The organism is Vibrio sp. R10-SG3-ISO3 (assembly GCF_059834225.1).
In genome coordinates this window covers 141005-160375 of the sequence record NZ_JCBDHE010000017.1, presented here as the reverse complement: position 1 = coordinate 160375, position 19371 = coordinate 141005, and the positions used below count along the sequence as shown (strand labels likewise).

At 47.7% G+C, this 19371-nt stretch carries 19 protein-coding genes; 9 read left to right on the top strand and 10 right to left on the bottom strand.

Annotated features, from left to right (window positions below):
- Nucleotides 1-56: 56 nt before the first annotated feature.
- The 4 genes from glgA to topA form a co-directional block, all read right to left on the bottom strand.
- Nucleotides 57-1517 (bottom strand): glycogen synthase GlgA, encoded by a 1461-nt coding sequence (glgA, locus tag AC6R1A_RS04855; RefSeq protein WP_500629086.1) that lies wholly within the window; start codon nucleotides 1515-1517, stop codon nucleotides 57-59.
- On the bottom strand, nucleotides 1507-2724 hold the full coding sequence (gene glgC, locus AC6R1A_RS04850; protein WP_500631909.1) for a glucose-1-phosphate adenylyltransferase: 1218 nt from the start codon (nucleotides 2722-2724) through the stop codon (nucleotides 1507-1509). The genes glgA and glgC overlap by 11 nt, the downstream gene beginning before the upstream one ends.
- A gap of 342 nt (nucleotides 2725-3066) precedes the next feature.
- Entirely contained in the window at nucleotides 3067-4761 is a 1695-nt protein-coding gene (locus tag AC6R1A_RS04845; protein WP_500634155.1) for a GGDEF domain-containing protein, read from the bottom strand.
- A 218-nt stretch (nucleotides 4762-4979) separates the two neighbouring features.
- A complete protein-coding gene (topA, locus tag AC6R1A_RS04840) occupies nucleotides 4980-7607 on the bottom strand; it encodes a type I DNA topoisomerase (RefSeq protein WP_500631907.1) in 2628 nt (875 codons plus the stop codon).
- 339 nt (nucleotides 7608-7946) lie between these two features.
- Here topA and AC6R1A_RS04835 point away from each other — a divergent pair, with 339 nt between their 5' ends.
- Nucleotides 7947-8195 carry a YciN family protein gene (locus AC6R1A_RS04835; protein ID WP_334551034.1) on the top strand — a complete coding sequence of 83 codons (249 nt, stop codon included), beginning with the start codon at nucleotides 7947-7949 and terminating at the stop codon, nucleotides 8193-8195.
- A 73-nt stretch (nucleotides 8196-8268) separates the two neighbouring features.
- Here AC6R1A_RS04835 and aroA read toward each other — a convergent pair whose 3' ends face one another.
- On the bottom strand, nucleotides 8269-9549 hold the full coding sequence (gene aroA, locus AC6R1A_RS04830; RefSeq protein ID WP_500634156.1) for a 3-phosphoshikimate 1-carboxyvinyltransferase: 1281 nt from the start codon (nucleotides 9547-9549) through the stop codon (nucleotides 8269-8271).
- 139 nt (nucleotides 9550-9688) lie between these two features.
- Entirely contained in the window at nucleotides 9689-10144 is a 456-nt protein-coding gene (locus AC6R1A_RS04825) for an outer membrane lipoprotein (protein WP_487903235.1), read from the bottom strand.
- Nucleotides 10145-10162: 18 nt separating this feature from the next.
- On the opposite strand from AC6R1A_RS04825, the gene aat reads away from it, so the two are divergent.
- The 3 genes from aat to infA all read left to right on the top strand — a co-directional run bounded on the left by aat (nucleotide 10163) and on the right by infA (nucleotide 11879).
- Nucleotides 10163-10870, top strand: a complete 708-nt coding sequence (gene aat / locus AC6R1A_RS04820) for a leucyl/phenylalanyl-tRNA--protein transferase (RefSeq protein WP_500629091.1) — start codon at nucleotides 10163-10165, stop codon at nucleotides 10868-10870.
- A gap of 9 nt (nucleotides 10871-10879) precedes the next feature.
- Complete coding sequence (locus tag AC6R1A_RS04815; RefSeq protein ID WP_500634157.1) at nucleotides 10880-11578, top strand: arginyltransferase; 699 nt, start codon at nucleotides 10880-10882, stop codon at nucleotides 11576-11578.
- Between the two features lie 82 nt (nucleotides 11579-11660).
- Nucleotides 11661-11879, top strand: coding sequence for a translation initiation factor IF-1 (infA, locus tag AC6R1A_RS04810; RefSeq protein ID WP_001040192.1), 219 nt, complete (start codon nucleotides 11661-11663; stop codon nucleotides 11877-11879).
- 73 nt (nucleotides 11880-11952) lie between these two features.
- On the opposite strand, the gene AC6R1A_RS04805 is transcribed toward infA, so the two are convergent.
- The gene (locus tag AC6R1A_RS04805; protein ID WP_500625810.1) at nucleotides 11953-12531 is read right to left on the bottom strand and encodes a thymidine kinase; all 579 of its coding nucleotides are present in this window, start codon (nucleotides 12529-12531) and stop codon (nucleotides 11953-11955) included.
- 96 nt (nucleotides 12532-12627) lie between these two features.
- Nucleotides 12628-14010, bottom strand: coding sequence for a cysteine--tRNA ligase (cysS, locus tag AC6R1A_RS04800; RefSeq protein WP_500634158.1), 1383 nt, complete (start codon nucleotides 14008-14010; stop codon nucleotides 12628-12630).
- A gap of 212 nt (nucleotides 14011-14222) precedes the next feature.
- Between cysS and AC6R1A_RS04795 the strand changes: the two genes are divergently transcribed.
- The 4 genes from AC6R1A_RS04795 to AC6R1A_RS04780 all read left to right on the top strand — a co-directional run bounded on the left by AC6R1A_RS04795 (nucleotide 14223) and on the right by AC6R1A_RS04780 (nucleotide 17385).
- Nucleotides 14223-14717, top strand: coding sequence for a peptidylprolyl isomerase (locus AC6R1A_RS04795; RefSeq protein ID WP_334551042.1), 495 nt, complete (start codon nucleotides 14223-14225; stop codon nucleotides 14715-14717).
- Between the two features lie 126 nt (nucleotides 14718-14843).
- Entirely contained in the window at nucleotides 14844-15578 is a 735-nt protein-coding gene (gene lpxH / locus AC6R1A_RS04790) for a UDP-2,3-diacylglucosamine diphosphatase (protein ID WP_487903239.1), read from the top strand.
- Nucleotides 15579-15660: 82 nt separating this feature from the next.
- On the top strand, nucleotides 15661-16869 hold the full coding sequence (locus AC6R1A_RS04785; protein ID WP_500631905.1) for an EAL and HDOD domain-containing protein: 1209 nt from the start codon (nucleotides 15661-15663) through the stop codon (nucleotides 16867-16869).
- A gap of 39 nt (nucleotides 16870-16908) precedes the next feature.
- Nucleotides 16909-17385 (top strand): YchJ family metal-binding protein, encoded by a 477-nt coding sequence (locus tag AC6R1A_RS04780; RefSeq protein ID WP_500634159.1) that lies wholly within the window; start codon nucleotides 16909-16911, stop codon nucleotides 17383-17385.
- A gap of 16 nt (nucleotides 17386-17401) precedes the next feature.
- Here AC6R1A_RS04780 and AC6R1A_RS04775 read toward each other — a convergent pair whose 3' ends face one another.
- Nucleotides 17402-17686, bottom strand: coding sequence for a YeaC family protein (locus tag AC6R1A_RS04775; protein ID WP_334551047.1), 285 nt, complete (start codon nucleotides 17684-17686; stop codon nucleotides 17402-17404).
- 114 nt (nucleotides 17687-17800) lie between these two features.
- Between AC6R1A_RS04775 and AC6R1A_RS04770 the strand changes: the two genes are divergently transcribed.
- A complete protein-coding gene (locus tag AC6R1A_RS04770; protein ID WP_500634160.1) occupies nucleotides 17801-18619 on the top strand; it encodes a DUF2989 domain-containing protein in 819 nt (272 codons plus the stop codon).
- Between the two features lie 92 nt (nucleotides 18620-18711).
- Here AC6R1A_RS04770 and msrB read toward each other — a convergent pair whose 3' ends face one another.
- Nucleotides 18712-19113 carry a peptide-methionine (R)-S-oxide reductase MsrB gene (gene msrB / locus AC6R1A_RS04765; protein ID WP_334551050.1) on the bottom strand — a complete coding sequence of 134 codons (402 nt, stop codon included), beginning with the start codon at nucleotides 19111-19113 and terminating at the stop codon, nucleotides 18712-18714.
- Between the last annotated feature and the right edge of the window lie 258 nt (nucleotides 19114-19371).

The following is a 19371-nucleotide window of genomic DNA, read 5'->3' as shown; positions in this document are numbered from 1 at the left end:
TGTCGTCTTTACGCGAACAGACTAAAAAATAGCGTCCGCAATTCAATGACCTAGTGTTAGGCGCTTAAAGCACTGTGGTAGAGTTCGATGTACTCACCCGCCGCTTTTTCCCAACAGAAGTTTTCTGTCATCGCGTGCAATTGAACCCGTTTTATCTCATTGAGATTTTGCGCGTAGAGCAGCAAAGCACGAAGCATAGTCAACAACAACGCAGTCGGCGTTGGCTCATCAAACACAAACCCAGTAGCGATTGACGGATCATCGTCGTAATGGTGAACCGTATCTTTCAGTCCACCCACACCACGAACGATTGGCAGCGTACCGTAAGCCATACTGTAGATCTGATTGAGACCACAAGGCTCAAACTCTGACGGCATCAAGAAGAAATCACTGCCCGCTTCCACCAAATGAGCAAGCTCTTCATCATAAGCCTCGATAAACGCAAATTTGTCGCTGTGTGTGGCTGAGAGCGCTTTAAGATGGCTTGCCAACATCGGGTCGCCGGTCCCAACAATCACCAACTGAACATCGTGTTTGAGAAACTCAGACAGAATAGGGATCAGGTAATGTAACCCTTTTTGCTGCGTCAAACGGCAAACCATGCCAAACATCGCGACGTTTTTTTCGCTCAGTTTCGCTTTTGCTTGCAGCGCCGCCTTACACGCTTTCTTACCGCGTACCATACTCTGCTTCGTCGCTCGGTAATTTAACGGTAAGTGGGTGTCTGTTTCTGGGTTCCATGTACTGTAGTCGCAACCATTAAGAATCCCCACCAGATCATGGCTTCGGCTTTGAAAATCTTGCGCCATACCATGACTGCCCAGTTCGGTCTTGAGCTCTTGCGCGTACGTCGGGCTAACCGCGTTCACCTTATCAGCGGTTTTCACCCCAGCGCGAAGCATGGTGATGTGCGTTGCACTCACTGCGGCATCCGGCGCGTAATGCGTCTGGAACTCAGGCAGATCGCCGAGCTCATCATAGCTAAAGACACCTTTGAAGACCGCGTTGTGCACGGAAAGAATGCTTTTGGTATGAGCAAAAAAATCGTCACTGGCGTAACGATGCTTGAGAAGGTATGGAACCAGACCCGTGTGCCAGTCATTGGCGTGGACAATGTCCGGCTGAAAGCCCAGTTTCGGCAGCATGTCCAAACTCGCCGCACTAAAAAAGGCGAAGCGTTCACCATTGTCTGAGTAGGCTTGATTGTACTCGGCGTACATGTCAGGACGGTCAAAATACTGCGGACAATCGATGGCATACACAGTGATTCCCGATAGCGCTAGCTGCTTGACGCAATAAGGCGTATGAGGCCAGTGCTCTAATGCCGTCTCTAAAACCACAGTCGCAGACTCAATGCCTGCAACCTTGCGATAAGCGGGAAGTGTGAGTCTCACATCTTGCTCGAGCTCAAAAAGGGCTTCAGGCAGTGCCTTGGCAACATCTGCCAAGCCACCGCTTTTGATCAGTCCTTCTACTTCCGATGCTACAAAGAGAATAGAGAGATTCTTAGTAGCCAACACGTGCTCCTTTTGGAATAACGACAACACCGTCATCCGACACGTGGAAATGCTTTTTATCTTCCGTCAGGTTCACACCGATTTGCGTCCCTGGCGCAATATCCACATCCTTGTCGATGATGACGCGACGCAAGACACAGCCTTCGCCGATCTTCACGTCACCTAAAAGGATACTTTCGCTAATATCGCACGCAGATGCAATATTACTTCTAAAGCCAAGCACACATTTTTCAATACGCGAACCGCGTACAAAACTACCGTTACACACTAAACTATCAATAATTTGCACTCGACCATTGTCCGAATCACTAAACGTTGCAGGCGGCAATGGTGGGTAGTAGGTGTGAAGTGGCCATTTACGGTTATAGAGCGAGAATGGCGCGTCTTTGGCAAGTAAGTCCATGTGCGCTTGCCAGTAGGCATCAATCGTACCCACATCGCGCCAATACACTTCTTCTTTCTCGCCAGTGATACGGTTGGTACTGAAGTCGTAAACGAACACGTCGCCACTTGGGAACATCTTAGGAATGATGTCTTTACCAAAGTCATGCGATGACGCTTCATTGTCGGCGTCTTCAATCAACTCAGCAAATAACGTCTCTGCTTCAAAGATATAGTTACCCATAGAGACCAGAGCGTGCTCAGGGTCACCTGGGATCGCTTTCGGATTGGCTGGCTTCTCAGCAAATCCGATCATGCGACCTTCTTCATCCACCTCTATCACACCAAACTGTGACGCCTCTGACAGTGGCATACGCAACGCAGAAACAGTCAGAGAGGCCTCTTTTTCTTTATGGAAATCAAGCATTTGCTTGATATCCATTTTATAGATGTGATCAGAGCCAAAAATACACACTTGCTCTGGCTCCGACAACTGCATGAAACGCAGGTTTTGGTAAATCGCATCTGCCGTGCCTTCATACCAACGTTTGCCCGTGCGCATTTGCGCTGGGATCGGGTCAATAAAGCGATCCGTAATCCCGCTGATGTTCCACCCTTTTTTCAAATGATGAAACAGAGACTGAGACTTGAACTGCGTCAGCACGTAAATGCGCATCAAATCCGCATTGACGAAATTGTTCAAAGCAAAGTCAATCAGACGGTAACTCCCGCCGAAAGGCACCGAGGGTTTACTTCTTGATTCAGTAAGAGGACGTAGACGCGAACCCTCGCCACCTGCGAGGATCATACCTAAAACACCAGCCATTTTAATCTCCATTTTTATAATATTGTCGATGAGAAAGTGTAATATTTGGGGGGCTCATCGACGCTCTAAAATCTGACAGCGTTAGCGAATGGCGCATGCAAACTGCATAGATCTTACGCGCATTTTGCTACGTAAACGTTTAACACGGCGATTTACTCTACGTTATCTTATTTGCCCAAGATTACAATTTAAAATATACCGTACTTAGATGGTAAGATGAGTTACTTTGCGGATGGCTGATTCAGCTCACATTACATAAGCGATTGCTCACATAAGATTAACAAGATCACCACAAGAGAGTGACGTTCTTGCTCAGTAATAAACCTGTGTTTTATTTATGTTTTATGACAGTTCCATTAGTTGATTCAGGGTGTCATGTGGGCAGTGGTGAATATATATTTTTTCTTGATTAATTTTGGCCTGATAGAGGGCGCGATCCGCCACCGATAAAGCTTGATGCAAGGTCATCTCAGAACTAATCAGAGAGCCACCAACGGACAAACATAAGGCGGGCAATTGGTCTTGGGCTCTTTGCTGTTGAATCGTGTCAATCAATCGCTGTGCTAACGTGCTTAGCACTTCCCTCTGATCGGTTTTGATCAACAACAAAAACTCACTTTCTCCCCAACGCGCAGCAAGGTCATACTCACGAATCGTATCTGAAATGGCTACGGCAATCGACTTCAAACAAGGCGTTTTGTCTTGCCCTATGTGCTCCGCACTCAGCGCGTCACAAAGCCCAGCATCCACCCATATCAAGCCGAATTGGCTCTGTTCGCGCTTACCTCGAGCAAGCTCATTCGTCACTTCTCTTTCTATGCCACGTCGATTAAGTAAGTGCGTCATCACATCATAGGTCGCCAGTTTATCGAGCGCGGCGGTCCGCGCGACAACCAACTTCTCGACGCTTTGACGCGCCTCTAAGAGCTCTCTTTCAACAACCGCTAAGTCCGCATCAACGGTCACAGCATCCAAATGGGAGTGACGCCGACCACGAGCCATCGTGTGTAGGCGCGTGAACCACCTCTCTAGCGGCATCAACCACTCTTTGGCTGCATACAGGTAGAAGAGTACACTCAGTACCAACGCGAGGCCTAGGTAAATAAACAACAAATAATCCAGCATAAAGAGTGGCAGCACCGCGTCTACATTCAGCAGCGTCAACTCAAACCAGCCCAATGCGTCGATGTAATGCATCATGGCCACCACATTACCTGCATCTTGCTTGAGCATCAGAAACTGTGACTCACGGCCATTCAGTTGTTGATACAACGCCGACTGGATGATTTGGTAATCACTATCGTTGTCTATCACCTCTTGCAGTGTCGGGCGGCTTTGACCTTGCTCACCCAATGGAAACACAAAGCGATCGGAATCTCGGATCAATTGCACGCGCAATTGGCGATCAATAAACAGGGTCGAGAGTGGTGAGTTCTTGTGGTGATTAAGCTGACTGACCAACATATCAATATCCAAACCCGTACCGACAATGCCCAAAAACTGGCCATCGACAATAACGCTTTGGTTGATCCACGCTTTGGTTACCCCCAAGTGAGAGTCTTTATCAATGTTGACCGCCAGAGGCGTTAAGCTCGATTTTTGCTCAAAGTACCATTGGTCGTCATCCGCGTTAGGCTCTAAGGTGTATCGTTGAAAGTCACCCGTTCTAATACTGTTGACATCGTTGAAGTGATAGGAAAGGTCTTGATCGAGTGCAATAAAAAAGTTTTTGGAATCAAAGCGCCATCGGTAGTGTTCGAGCGTTTCTTGGGCCACGGAGCGATAAACACCATCTTGAGCATTCTGCGCCCAGGAGGTGATGTTGGGGTGTCTTGCCAGCTCCTGCGCCAAGGCGATTTCCGTGGTCAACGGCGCAAGAGTTTTCTCTACATCATATTGCGCGATGATTTGACCATACTTCCACATCAATTCCTCGATAATATCATCGATAATATGCTTAGAGACCGCATAGGCTGCCAACCCGAACGCCATACAGAGTACGAAGATTGCGAAAAATAGTCTTAACTTTAGAGTCATCTTTTTATCTCACCAGAGATAGATCAATAGAAGTTCAGATTGAAAATGTCAAAACAGAACCAGCGAATCATCACAAAGTTGATTATTTATTTGACAAATGGGGATCGCCATCCCATTCACCATACTTATTATTGTTAGTTCTAAAACTAAAAAGGCAGCCTAGATTGGCTGCCTTTGGGGTCTGCTGAAGACGTGCTTATCGTAAAGACATCGTCGTGTTACTTGGCGGATTTTTTACGCTTGTCCGACACTTCCCATTTTCCGTCGATATACAAAGCGGTGTAACCCGTTGGCTTACCTTCAACTTCTGAACGCACGTAGTTCTCTTTAGTCTTACGGCTAAAACGAACCACCATAGGCAATCCGTCCGGATCCTTTTGCGGCGCTTCGGTCAGGTAGAGGAACTTAGGTGACAAGCGGTCTTTAAACCTCACCAACTCTTCAACTAGAGGTGCGCGAGTTTCACGAGATTTCGGGAACGTACTCGCTGCGAGGAAGAGACCAGACGCACCGTCTCTGAGCACAAAGTAAGCCTCTGAGTTCTCACAAGGTAGCTCAGGAAGATGTACAGGATCTTCTTTAGGCGGCGCTACCTCACCATTTTTCAGAATCTTACGCGTGTTCTTACAGGTCTCACTGGTGCAGTCCATGTATTTACCAAATCGACCGTTTTTCAGCACCATGTCACTGCCACATTTGTCACACTCAACGACAGGGCCATCGTACCCTTTGACTTTAAACTCGCCCTTTTCAACCACATAACCTTCACAGTTCGGGTTGTTACCACACACGTGCAGTTTGCGCTTGTCGTCAATCAAATACGCGTCCATCGCGGTTTCACAGATAGGACAACGTTTCTTCGCTCGCAATGCCGCGGTTTCAACGTCTTCTTCAAGGACATTGATGATGCCCTCTTCGTCACCGAGGTTAATGGTGGTTTTACAACGCTCTTTCGGTGGCAGCGCATAGCCCGAACACCCTAAGAAAACCCCTGTCGATGCGGTGCGAATTCCCATTGGACGTGAACAGGTCGGGCATTCGATGTCGGTGTAAACGATATGATTAGGCTTCATACCGCCTTCTTCTTCATCTTGCTCAGCTTGTTCAAGATCTTGAGTGAAATCTTTGAAGAAGCTATCGAGGACCGATTTCCAGTTGGCGGAACCCTCAGCGATTTGGTCGAGCTTCTCTTCCATCTTAGACGTGAACTCGTAGTTCATCAGCTCATCAAAGCTACCATCAAGACGATCGGTGACGATCTCACCCATCTTCTCGGCATAGAAACGGCGCTGATCCACTTTCACATAGCCACGGTCTTGAATGGTAGAGATGATAGATGCGTACGTCGACGGACGGCCAATGCCGCGCTTTTCAAGCTCTTTAACCAGTGCCGCTTCGGTGAAACGAGCAGGCGGCTTGGTGAAGTGCTGCTTAGGATCTAAGCTCACTAGGTCAACGTGATCGCCCACTTGCACTGGCGGTAGAATTTGGTCTTCGTTCTTACCCATCGGGCGCTGAACGCGTGTCCAACCGTCAAATTTAAGAATACGACCTTTCGCTTTCAGCGTGTATTGTGCCGCTTTAACGCTAACGGTGGTGGAATCGTACTTAGCAGGGGTCATCTGACATGCGACAAACTGATTCCAAATCAAAGCATAGAGTTTGTGCGCATCCGCTTCCATGCCTTGTAAATCCTCGGCTTTCACCGCGACATCAGAAGGACGAATCGCTTCGTGCGCCTCTTGCGCCCCTTCTTTGCTGCCGTAAACATTCGGTTTGGCGGGTAAATAGGCATCACCGTATTCACTGCCAATAAAGCCACGCACACTGTCGACCGCTTCTGCACTCAAATTGGTCGAGTCGGTACGCATATAGGTGATGTAACCGGCTTCATACAACCTTTGAGCCAGCATCATGGTTTTCTTTACGCCATAGCCAAGACGTGTACTCGCCGCTTGCTGCAACGTTGAAGTAATGAAAGGTGCGGAAGGCTTACTGGATGTCGGGCGATCTTCGCGCTTGCACACTTCAAACGTGGCGTTTTTGAGCACATCCAGCGCCACTTGAGTTTGCGCTTCATTGACGGGCTTAAATGCCGTGCCATTTTCTTGCGCGACTTGAAGACGAAAATCCGTCTTGTCCGCCGTTTTGGTGTTGGCATGAATGTCCCAGAACTCTTCAGGAACAAATGCTTTGATTTCACGCTCACGCTCAACCAGCAGTTTCACCGCTACCGACTGCACGCGACCAGCAGATAAGCCTCGAGCCACCTTTTTCCACAGCAGTGGTGACACCATAAAGCCCACAACGCGATCCATAAAACGGCGCGCTTGCTGTGCATTGACGCCGTCCATGCTCAACTCACCCGGTTTTTGGAATGCTTGTTGAATCGCGTTCTTGGTAATTTCGTTAAATACAACGCGTTTGTATCGCTCTTCATCGCCGCCGATGATCTCACGAAGGTGCCAAGCGATGGCTTCTCCTTCGCGGTCCAAATCGGTGGCGAGATAGACGGCGTCCGCGTCTTTAGCAAGCTTTTGCAGCTCTGCAACCACTTTCTCTTTGCCGGGTAGGATTTGGTAGTTTGCTTCCCAACCGTGGTATGGGTCGATGCCCATCTTTTTGATCAGTGCTTTCCTGTCTTTCTCTTTCTTGATTTTGGCTTTTTCTTCAGCGCTCAAACCTTTTGTCGAGATCGCCGCCGCCTTCTGGCCTGTGCTTTGACCCGCAGTTGGTAGGTCACGGACGTGACCAACACTCGACTTCACAATGAAGTCTTTACCTAAATACTTATTGATGGTCTTCGCTTTGGCTGGCGACTCCACAATAACCAGTGACTTACCCATAATCAACTCAAGTGTCCTATTTCGGCAGCGCTTTTAGCGCACGATATACTTAAAATTTTGCTTCTTTTTTTACTATTGAGCGAGATTGCAAGAAGATCAATACCTTTTTTAAAAAAGTCAATTGACTGCTCGACAATTCGACGACTCTCCCACTATGGGTAATAAAGAAGGGCGCACATACTATAGATAGACTCAGCGATGCGCTTTAGAAATCGAAACGATTTTTGCATTTGCTCACAAAAGCGTAGCCGCACTGTCCTCTTTATCCAACGTAAACACGCATTGAAATTATGGAAAAGATGCTTAGAATTCGGCTATCAATATCAAAGAGGTAACCCCATGAGCGATAAAAAGACCATCTCAGAAGCGGAATTATTGATGATCGCCAATCACATCATCCAAGAACATGATGACTATATCGAAGGGATGCGAGCGACTAGCGTAGAAGAAAAAGAGGACGTATTGGTATTCAAAGGTGACTACTTTCTTGATGACAATGGCCTACCTACCCAAGAGACGACCGCCGTATTCAACATGTTTAAATACCTCGCTCATCACCTGTCTAAAGAGTTTACACTCGCAAAATAACCGAGCGATAGCCCCTCTCTCGCCCCAAAAAAAGCCAAGGACTTTTGCCTTGGCTTTAATCCATTCACCCTCGTTAGCAGCTCAGCGCCGCCAATTTTTCGAAGTAGTCTGGGAAGGTTTTAGAGGTGCACTTGGGATCATTAATCGTCACTGGCGTATCGCTCAGTGCAACCAACGAAAAGCACATGGCCATACGGTGATCATCGTAGGTATCGATCGCAGCGTGTGTCAGCGTTGCTGGCGGCGTCACGATAAGGTAATCCTCACCCTCTTCCACCTCTGCACCGACTTTACGCAGCTCCGTTGCCATCGCCGATAGGCGATCTGTCTCTTTCACGCGCCAGTTATAAACATTGCGTATCGCGGTTGTCCCTTTTGCAAACAGCGCGGTGGTGGCGATGGTCATCGCCGCATCGGGAATATGGTTGAAATCCATATCTACCGCTTTAAGCTCGCCCACGCGTGATATGACGTAGTCATCCCCCCACTCAATCTGAGCGCCCATTTTTTCAAGAGCATCAGCAAATTGAATATCGCCCTGGATACTGTTTTTGCCAATGCCGGTGACTTTGATCTCTCCGCCTTTAATCGCGGCGGCAGCCAAGAAGTAAGACGCGGAAGAGGCATCACCTTCAACCAGAAAATCACCCGGGGCGAGATAAGATTGGCCACTCTGGATCACAAATTCTTGGTAGTCGCGGTTCTCTACTTCAACACCAAACTGCTTCATGATGTGCAGAGTGATATCGATGTAAGGCTTTGAGACTAACTCACCAATGATTTTGATCGCCACATCCCCTTTCGCCAGCGGTGCTGCCATAAGGAATGCGGTCAAAAACTGACTCGAGATGGAGCCGTCAATTTCAACGGTACCACCAGAAAGCCCCGTGCCTTGAATTTTCAGCGGTGGATAGTTAGGGTTTTCCAGATAGGTGATCTCCGCACCAGCTTGACGTAGCGCATCCACTAGGTGACCAATCGGGCGCTCTTTCATGCGCGGCTCGCCAGTCAGCACATAATCGCCAGTGCCAAGACAGAGCGCCGCAGCCAATGGGCGCATCGCCGTGCCGGCATTGCCCAAAAAGAGCTCAAGTGCGCCCTCGCTATGAAATGCGTGACCGAGACCTTCCACCTCACAGACGGTTTTATCGTCCGATAAGGTGTAGCTGACGCCAAGTTGCGTCAGTGCATTGAGCATATGGCGAATATCGTCGCTATGGAGTAAGTTTGTCAGGCGTGTTGTCCCTTTTGCTAGCGCAGCAAGCAGCAGCGCACGATTTGAGACACTTTTTGAACCAGGTAAGTTGACCTCACCATTGACTTTATTGATCGGTTGTAACGTAAGGCTTTCCATTCAGTGAGTTGTTCCTTTATCACCCTCATTCCTATTGAGGGCAATGAAAAATTCTTCGTACTGGCAGACTAACTAAAATCCCCGGTTAAAACCAGAGCTAAGTCACGTACAAATACGATTGAGTGCCTGTGCGACTCCATCAATAGGTCTTATCCACCCGAACGCCGTTGTCAAAATACAAAATCCTGACTTTATCTCCGCGACTAAATAGCATGTTGGGGTCCACATCTTGAATCACATCCACCAAGTGGCCGCTGTCGGTTTCAATCAACAGCTCAACCAATTTGTACTCCACTTTATAGATTTGATTGGCACGATGCCTTGCCACACTGGCTCCCGCGACGGCGCCTACCGCCGTTGCCACCTCTCTCCCGGTACCATCACCAAACTGATTGCCAACCACACCACCAATGACGGCACCTAACAAGGTTTCCCAGCCATTCGCGTGCGACTGAACGGTTTCTTCTTGACTGATGTAGCGCACGGTATCCACTGCGCCAAACACCACTTCGTTCACAGGTCTGGCAACATTTCTCTGATAAGCAGCATTGGCAAACAGAGGAAAAATCAATAAGATCCAAGTCCACTTTTTCATCTCACGTCCTCTTCGATTATGACGATATATTTGACTGAGTTAGACCCACAAACGCTGAGCTTTCCATCTCCATTTGAGGCGTTAGAAGAGCCCAACGGCCTACTCGCCTTTGGCGGCGATCTCTCACCAGAGCGCGTTGAACTGGCTTATCAGCACGGCATCTTCCCCTGGTTTGGGCCAGGTGAACCCATCTTGTGGTGGAGCCCAGCACCGAGGGCGGTCTTTTATCCTAAGACCTTTGCCCCGGCAAAAAGTCTCAAGAAGTTTCAAAAAAAACAGCGTTACTCTGTGAGTATAAACAAGGCGACCGCACAAGTGATCGACTATTGCGCCAGTGTTCGCCCTGCCGATGAGACATGGTTGAACGAAGAGATGCGTGACACGTATAAGAGGTTGGCCAAGAAAGGGCGCGTCCATTCGGTCGAAGTGTGGCAAGACGAGACCTTGATTGGCGGTCTCTATGGCGTCAGCGTTGGCCAACTGTTTTGTGGTGAGTCGATGTTTAGCCTCAAACCCAACGCCTCCAAAGTGGCGCTTTGGTATTTTTGTCGCCACTTTGCCCGTCATGATGGTCAGCTCATTGACTGCCAGGTGATGAATCCGCACCTTGACTCATTGGGCGCAGAGGAGATAGAAAGAGAGGACTTTATGCAACAACTGCTATTATTAAAAGCACAAAGCGTCAAACTAGGCTGTTTTGCTCAGCAAACCTTAGCCGATGAATAGAGAACGTGAATGAGCTCTGATTTACAGCAGATTCGAATTGGATTAACCGACAGTCACCCATGCAGTTACCTCAAGGAGAGGCAAGAGCGCGTGGCCGTTGCACTCGACCCTAAAATGCACAGCGCTTCTAGTTACGAGGTGCTGCTGGCCAATGGGTTTCGCCGTAGCGGCGACACCATCTACAAACCGCACTGTGACCATTGCCAATCTTGTCAGGCGCTGCGAGTATCGCTGCCCGACTTCGTACCAAGCAAGAGTCAAAAGCGTCTCTTGGCCAAATCACGCCATCTGACTTGGCAACTCAAAGAGTCCTTAGATGAGGATTGGTTTGATCTCTACTCACGCTACATCATCGCTCGTCACCACCAAGGCAGTATGTATCCGCCGAAGAAAAACGAGTTTGCTCAATTTTCACGTTGCAACTGGCTCAACACCCAATATTTACACCTCTATGATGGCGAGCGTTTAATTGCGGTCGCGGTCACCGATATTCTCTCCAATAGTGCCAGTGCGTTTTATACCTTCTTCGACCCAGACATCGATTTATCCTTAGGCACCTTAGCGGTCTTGCTGCAAATCACCTATTGTCAGAACGCTGGAAAACAGTGGCTCTATCTTGGCTATCAAATCGATGAATGCCCGGCTATGAACTATAAAGTCCGATTTGCGCGTCATCAAAGGCTAGTAAATCAGCGTTGGCAAGGGTAGAATACGCCCCAACTTTACTTAATTCATTTTTATCGGCCTTTCTCGCCGCTGAAAATCGCCCATTTTTTTAAAAGAGGATTAAATGGCTAAAGAAGACGTAATTGAGATGCAAGGCACGGTCCTTGATACTCTACCAAACACAATGTTCCGTGTTGAACTAGAAAACGGCCACGTCGTGACTGCTCACATCTCTGGTAAAATGCGTAAGAACTACATCCGTATTCTTACTGGTGACAAAGTAACTGTAGAGATGACTCCATACGATCTATCAAAAGGTCGCATCGTCTTCCGTGCTCGTTAATCTTTGATTATCAGACAGCAACAAAAAAGCGGAGCTAGGCTCCGCTTTTTTGTTCGTGAATCACTGAAAAACTTTATTTACCCAGCGCTTCTTTGTAGTGCTCACGACACACCGACACGTATTTGTCGTTGCCCCCGATGGCCACCTGATCACCGTGAGCGATGGCGTTGCCCTCTTCATCGGTGCGAATCACCATGTTGGCTTTTCTTCCACAGTGACAAATCGTTTTCAGTTCAATCAGCTTATCTGCCCAAGAGAGTAAATACTTACTTCCTTCAAATAGCTCACCAAGAAAATCGGTTCTTAGACCATAACAGAGCACAGGAATATGCAGTTTATCCACCACTTCGGTCAACTGGTAAACTTGCTCTTTAGTGAGAAACTGACATTCATCGACCAAGATACAGTGACGCTTTTGTTGTTCGTTCAGCGCTTTGATCTCTGCAAAGAGATCCGTCTCAGCGCGAAACAGCTGCGCGTCAGATTGCAAGCCGATACGAGAGCTAACTTTACCGATGCCGTAACGGTCATCTAACGCTGCGGTAAAAATCACCGGCGTCATACCACGCTCTTGATAGTTAAAAGACGATTGAAGTAGTGTGGTGGATTTCCCTGCATTCATCGCAGAGTAGTAGAAGTACATCTGAGCCACGAAAGGTTACCTGTAGCAAAAGTGGCAACATGAGCATACTCAATGCGGCCGATTAAAATGACAAAAAGGGCTGAAAAGTCAGCCCTTAAGTTAAAATTATTTACGACGCCAGGTGGTCCCTTCTGGGCCATCTTCCAAAACGATACCCATATCGGTCAGTTTGTCTCGCGCCATGTCCGCGTTTGCCCAATCTTTAGCGGCGCGACTGTCGTTACGCAGTTTGATAAGCGCTTCAATCTCGGCCACTTCGTCGTCATTGCCCGCGTCGCCTTTTAGGAAAGCTTCGGGATCTTGACCAAGAATGCCGATGATGTCTGCCAATTCGCGCATCAGGACACCTAAACCGTTCGCGGCATTGATGTCTTCGTTCTTCAAGCGATTGATGTCACGCGCCATATCAAAGAGCACTGAATAGGCTTCCGGCGTATTGAAATCGTCGTTCATCGCTTCGGTAAAGCGAGTGATGTACTGCTGCCCGCCCGATGCGGAGGCCGACAGATCCAAGCCACGTAGCGCTGTGTACAAACGCTCAAGCGACGCACGCGCTTGGTTAAGGTTCTCTTCGCTATAGTTCAACTGACTGCGGTAGTGACCCGACATTAAGAAGTAACGCACGGTTTCTGCATCGTAATGACCCAACACATCACGGATAGTAAAGAAGTTACCCAGCGACTTGGACATTTTTTCTTTGTCGACCATGACCATGCCACTGTGCATCCAGGTGTTCACGTATTGTGTCCCGTGTGCGCAGCAAGATTGTGCGATTTCATTTTCATGGTGTGGGAACTGCAGATCGGAACCACCACCGTGAATGTCAAAGTGATTGCCCAAGATCGACGAGTTCATTGCCGAACACTCAATGTGCCAGCCAGGACGGCCCGGGCCCCATGGTGACTCCCACGTTGGCTCACCCGGCTTCGACATTTTCCACAACACGAAATCAAGCGGGCTGCGTTTTGCGCTTTCCACATCAACGCGCGCACCAGCTTGCAGCTGATCCAAATCCTGTTTTGACAACTTACCGTATTCGTCAAATTTGCCCACTTCAAACATCACGTCGCCATTATCGGCCACATAGGCAAAACCACGCTCGATCAGTTTTTCAACCAAGGCGATGATTTCAGGGATAAATTGAGTCGCGCGAGGTTCAACATCTGGGCGCTTCATATTCAAAGCATCAAAGTCAGCGTACATCTCACCGATAAGACGTTCTGTCAGCGCATCACAGCTCTCACCGTTTTCATTTGCACGTTTGATGATTTTGTCATCAATGTCAGTAATGTTGCGCACGAACGTGAGATCGTAGCCTAGGTAGCGTAGGTAACGTGAGACCACATCAAAAGACACAAACGTACGGCCATGACCAATATGACAGAGATCGTAGATGGTGACGCCACAGACATACATGCCGACTTTGCCAGCGGTGATGGGTTTGAATTCCTCTTTCTGTCTTGTGAGTGTGTTATATATCTTTAACATGATCTCTATCTAATAAATGAGTGAAACAAAATAGTGGAGCAGTATATCAAGTCCTGCTTGGCGAAGTCATCCCTAACTCGGCGAAAAACCGACTATCCTTGTGACAAAGGGCCAGTACGTGAACAACACGACTGACTTTGGACGTAGGAAAGTCGTAAAACTTACGTTAGAATCTTGCCTTCACATAGAAAATCGACCGAAAGGACATAATCATGATCACCCTTCACACTAATTTTGGTGACATCAAAATTCAGCTAAACGAAGAGAAAGCACCGGAAACCAGCGCAAACTTCCTTCAATACTGCCGCGACGGTTTCTACGATAACACGCTATTTCACCGCGTTATCGACGGTTTCATGATTCAAGGCGGTGGCATGGAGTCTGGTCTTCGCGAAAAGGCTACTCGTGCACCTATCAAAAATGAAGCAAACAACGGCCTAAGCAACAAAGTGGGTACACTAGCAATGGCACGTACCATGGAGCCGCACTCTGCAAGCTCTCAGTTCTTCATCAACGTAAACAACAACACCTTCCTAGACTTCCGCAGTGAAAGTCTGGACGGTTGGGGTTACTGTGTCTTCGCTGAAGTCGTTGAAGGCATGGACGTTGTTAACCAGATCAAAGGTGTCAGCACGGGCTCTTACGGCATGCACCAAGATGTACCGCTTGAAGATGTTGTGATCACTGGCACAACGATCGAAGAGTAATCTATCCAGAGAGGAGCTGCCTATTGCAGCTCTTTTTTTCCTATATTGGGCGCCTTTACCCTAAACCTGTAATTGTTTTGCCCTACCCTTTCAGCCCACTGGGCTCGCCTGAACTCTGATTGCTTTATGACCACTCTGTTTATTTCCGATCTGCATCTCTCCCCTTCAACGCACGAGATCACCGCGTGTTTTATTCGCTTTATGCGCGAAGAAGCCAGCCAAGCCGAAGCTTTATATGTCTTGGGTGATTTGTTCGAATTTTGGGTGGGAGATGACGATAAGTCTGAATTCGCGCAAACTATTCGTGACGAGTTTCGCCGCTTAACACGCTCTGGTGTGCCTTGCTATTTTACTCAGGGGAATCGTGATTTTTTGGTCGGTAAGCGCTTTGCAAAGCAAACCGGAGTCACCTTACTCGGGGATGAGACCGTCATTGATTTGTATGGTCAGCCCACCGTGATTCTGCACGGTGATACGCTGTGCACTGACGATGTCAGCTATCTTGAGTACCGAAAAAAAGTTCATCAGCCTTGGCTACAATGGGTGTTCAATCGTATCCCGATGTTCATCAAGCAGAAGATCGTCGCCAAGGTACAAACAGACATCAGTGCAGATAAGCAGACCAAATCCCTTGAGATCATGGATGTCAATCAGCAAGAAGTGGAGAGCGTGATGAATAAACACCATGTTGAGCTCATGATTCATGGCCACACTCATCGCCCGAATATTCACCGTTTTATCAGTAACGGAAAAACCCTGCATCGCGTCGTATTAGGGGATTGGTACACACAAGGATCGGTCTTAGTGGTTGATAAAACAGGATACGACCTACAAAATCGTGCATTCCTATCAACAAATTGACAAATAAGTACCAGATTTTTCAATAAATTGTGCCTATACTTAATTTCAATGTTCGGTAACACGTTGAAATTAGACTGCTACTTTGAAAACCTCATACATTGCACGCCAACCTATCTTAGATCGGCACAAACATACTATTGGCTATGAGCTGCTGTTTCGTGATGGCCCTAAAAACACGTTTCCAGAAATCGACCCTGAGCTGGCAACGAGTCGTTTGCTGTCTGATCATTTTATGTCCACCCACTACTCGACATTGGGTGACAAAGTTGGCTTTGTGAATTTCCCTTATCAAAGCTTGATCAATCGCGTGCCGACTCTATTTCCGTCGGCGAGCCTAGTGGTTGAAATTTTGGAAGACTGCCTGCCGACGCCCGAGCTACTCGAGGCGGTCAAAGAGATATATAAACTCGGCTATAAAATTGCGCTGGATGATTTTGTGCCTTCCCCTGAATGGAAAGCCTTTTTGCCGTATGTCTCGATCATCAAATTTGATATCCGTGTCGTCCCGATTGAAAAAGCGCGACTGTTCATTCGCAAGTTACAAGGCAGCAAAATCCAGTTTTTAGCCGAGAAAGTCGAGACGTATGAGGAGTTTAGTCACGCGCTTGAAGCCGGTTTTGACTATTTCCAAGGTTACTTTTTTAGTAAACCCGAGATCTTGCAGCGCAAATCGATCGAACCTTCCTTCATGACCATAGTGCAACTGCTCAGTGAGATTGCAAAATCCGACATCGATTATCAGCGGATTGAAACCTTGGTGAGTAAAGACGTCTCGCTCTCGTATAAATTGCTCACGCACGTCAACTCGTCTTCGATTGTCAGCACCAAGATTCAGTCATTTAAACAAGCGCTGATTTACCTGGGTGAAGATAGATTGCGTAAATTTGTCTCCTTGGTGGCGCTCGCCTCCTCCCAAGACTCCAAACCCGAGTACCTTTACGGGTTGTCCATTCAGCGCGCACGCTACTGCGAATTAGTCGCGGCGAAGCTCGAGGAGAAGCTCGCCTCTGGCCAAGCGTTTCTTACGGGTATGTTTTCGCTGCTCGACAGTTTACTCGACAGACCGTTAGAACAAATCGTGGCGGAAATCCCCATTGATGAAGCCGTCAAGCATGCACTCACTGATGGTGAAGGGACGCTTGGGGTGTTGCTCAAGCTTGTCATCGCCTATGAACACGCACAATGGGACGAAGCCGCTGAACTCTGTCAACAGCTCGGCCTTGAGAAAGAAGTCGTTAGTGAATGCTACGATGAATCGGTACAATGGACGGCAGATTTACTGTCTAATTAACCCTGATTGTCCCTGATATAAGTAAAAAGCGGAGATTGGATGTCTTTATGTCCTTGTGAAAGTCAGCAGACTTATGAGTCTTGCTGCCTGCCGATTCATCAACATCATCAGAATGCCCATACACCAGAGCAACTCATGCGCGCTCGCTACAGCGCCCATGTCAAAGGTCTGGTTGATTTTGTTGTCGCCACCTATCACCCTTCGTGCGAAGCGGAGAAAGAACGCGATGCCATCGCAGATTCAATCGCGAGCGACTGGTGCGGCCTTGAAGTGGTATCCACCGCGCCTGGCGAGCATCATGATGAGGGTTTCGTCACCTTCAAGGCGTATTTCTCTGCCGAGCAAGGTCGCTCAACACAGACCTTATGCCTTGAAGAGCGATCTCGATTTGTCCGTGAAAATAGCTTGTGGTACTACATCGATGGAGAATTCCCACAAGCGAATCAGGCCAAGGTTGGTCGCAACGATCCTTGCCCATGTCAAAGCGGGAAGAAATTTAAAAAATGCTGCGGATAACGAATAAAATCAGAGACTAAGATTTATTCGGGTTCACTCGCAAAATGTCGTCTTGTTCTGCTTGAAACTGTTTTTTTAGCTCAGATTTTGACTTAAAACTGATCTCACCACCCTGCGCAACTGTCATATGTTGCGCTTCTACATTATGCTTAGACTGATACAACATCACAGCTTGCATGCAAGAATCTCGCTGCTGCTGCGAAAGTGGTGTACCCTCAGGCCACTTACCCGTCTCAACTGCATAGAGGAGACGCTCGTAAGCTTCTGGTGTAATTGAATTAATCAACTGCTCTGCGTCCATGACGTATCCTTTGGTTTCTGTTGTTTTTTGTTAAGGCCCTGACATTAACCGCCTCAATGAAGGCGTCAAGATAACGGCTAAGAATAAGTGTAACGGATCACAAGCAAACTTCGTATGAATCGACTTATCACACTGGTATTGATAGGGCTAGCGGCCACACTCACGGGCTGCTTTGAAGTTCGAAAAAATACCGACCAACTGTGTAAAGACACACCGGAACTTCGTTGCGAACGCCTGAATATGGATGATGGCCAATGTCGCGTTCCTCGTACCGATCTCATTTGGCACCGCTTTGAAGTCTTTAAGGACCCAACAGACCAAAATCTCATCAAAGAATACAATTTGCTGTCAGAGTATAAAAAGTGTCTAGAGCTAGCCTCTCAGATCCAACCCATTGATCAATCCAACCTGAAACAGCGGCGTTTTGAAGCACTGGTCAACTCAGGTAAGGATCTCGAAGCGCTAGTGAAAAAGCTCTCTGAATCCACCAGCCCACAAGCCCTCTACTTTCTCTGGAGTCGCACTGGGAGTGATTCTGCCCGCCGCGCCTTTCTTCAAATGGAAGGGTCACCTCAGCTTGAAAGCGCAGAAATGCAATATGCATTAGCCACGTTTTATACGGGTCGTGACCAAGAAAAAACCATCGCATTGCTTAAGCACGCGTTGGAGCTGACCAAGCGCTCGCCTGTCAACGTTGAAATATTGAAATCACTTGCCAGTATTCACTATCAAACCCATCAACGCGAACAAGCGTACGTTTGGGCGATGGTAGCGAAAGCCTTTGATGTGCCGATCGCTTCCGAGAAGGAGCTGCAATTGCTGTACGGTTTTGATAAGGACAAATATCGTCAGTTGGATGCGTTTGCAGACGATATTGAAGATGCGATTCGGGCCGGGAAATTTCAGCGCCAACAACTCGAAGGGCTTGATTAGCCTTAGGTTTTTAGTGGTTACTCACTTTGAATTGAATGGGTTCAATTTGAAAGTGAGTAACAACACACACAGCGTTTAACGCTGCCTTGCCATCAATTGTTGAAAACTAACGACACCGAGTTAACACAGAAACGCTCACCGGTGGTTTGTGGTCCATCTTCAAATACATGACCTAAATGGCTATCACAACGTGCACAGCGAATCTCTGTCCGCACCATTCCGTGGCTCAGATCCTCTAAGTAACGAATCGCATCGTCATTGATCGGCGCATCGAAACTTGGCCAGCCACAACCGGAATCGTATTTGTTATCTGAACGAAACAGCGGAGCGTCACAACAGGTACACGCGTAGATTCCCGTCTCTTTATTGTGCAGCAATTTACCGGAGAATGGTGCCTCAGTGCCCTGCTGTCTGCATACTCGATACTCTTCATCCGATAGCTTCTCACGCCAGTATTCATCAGGCTTGGTGACTTTTTCGCTATGTTGTTTCACTGACTTATTCTCCACATTCTCATTTTTATTTGTGACTTTTTTGTTGAAAAACTTGCGCAGTTTAACCTTTGTAGCACATACTTTGAAACCATAACAGAATGGCTAAACTTTAAGCAGCAGTTCAAGTCTTCAACGCATTTTACATCAACTGGTTAGGTATAAACTCCACTATCCGTTCAAAAAACAACCACTCGCGTTTAATTGTGAAAAAAAGCGACACTTTTTTTTGACATTAAACAAGTTAAGTCCGATTATCGG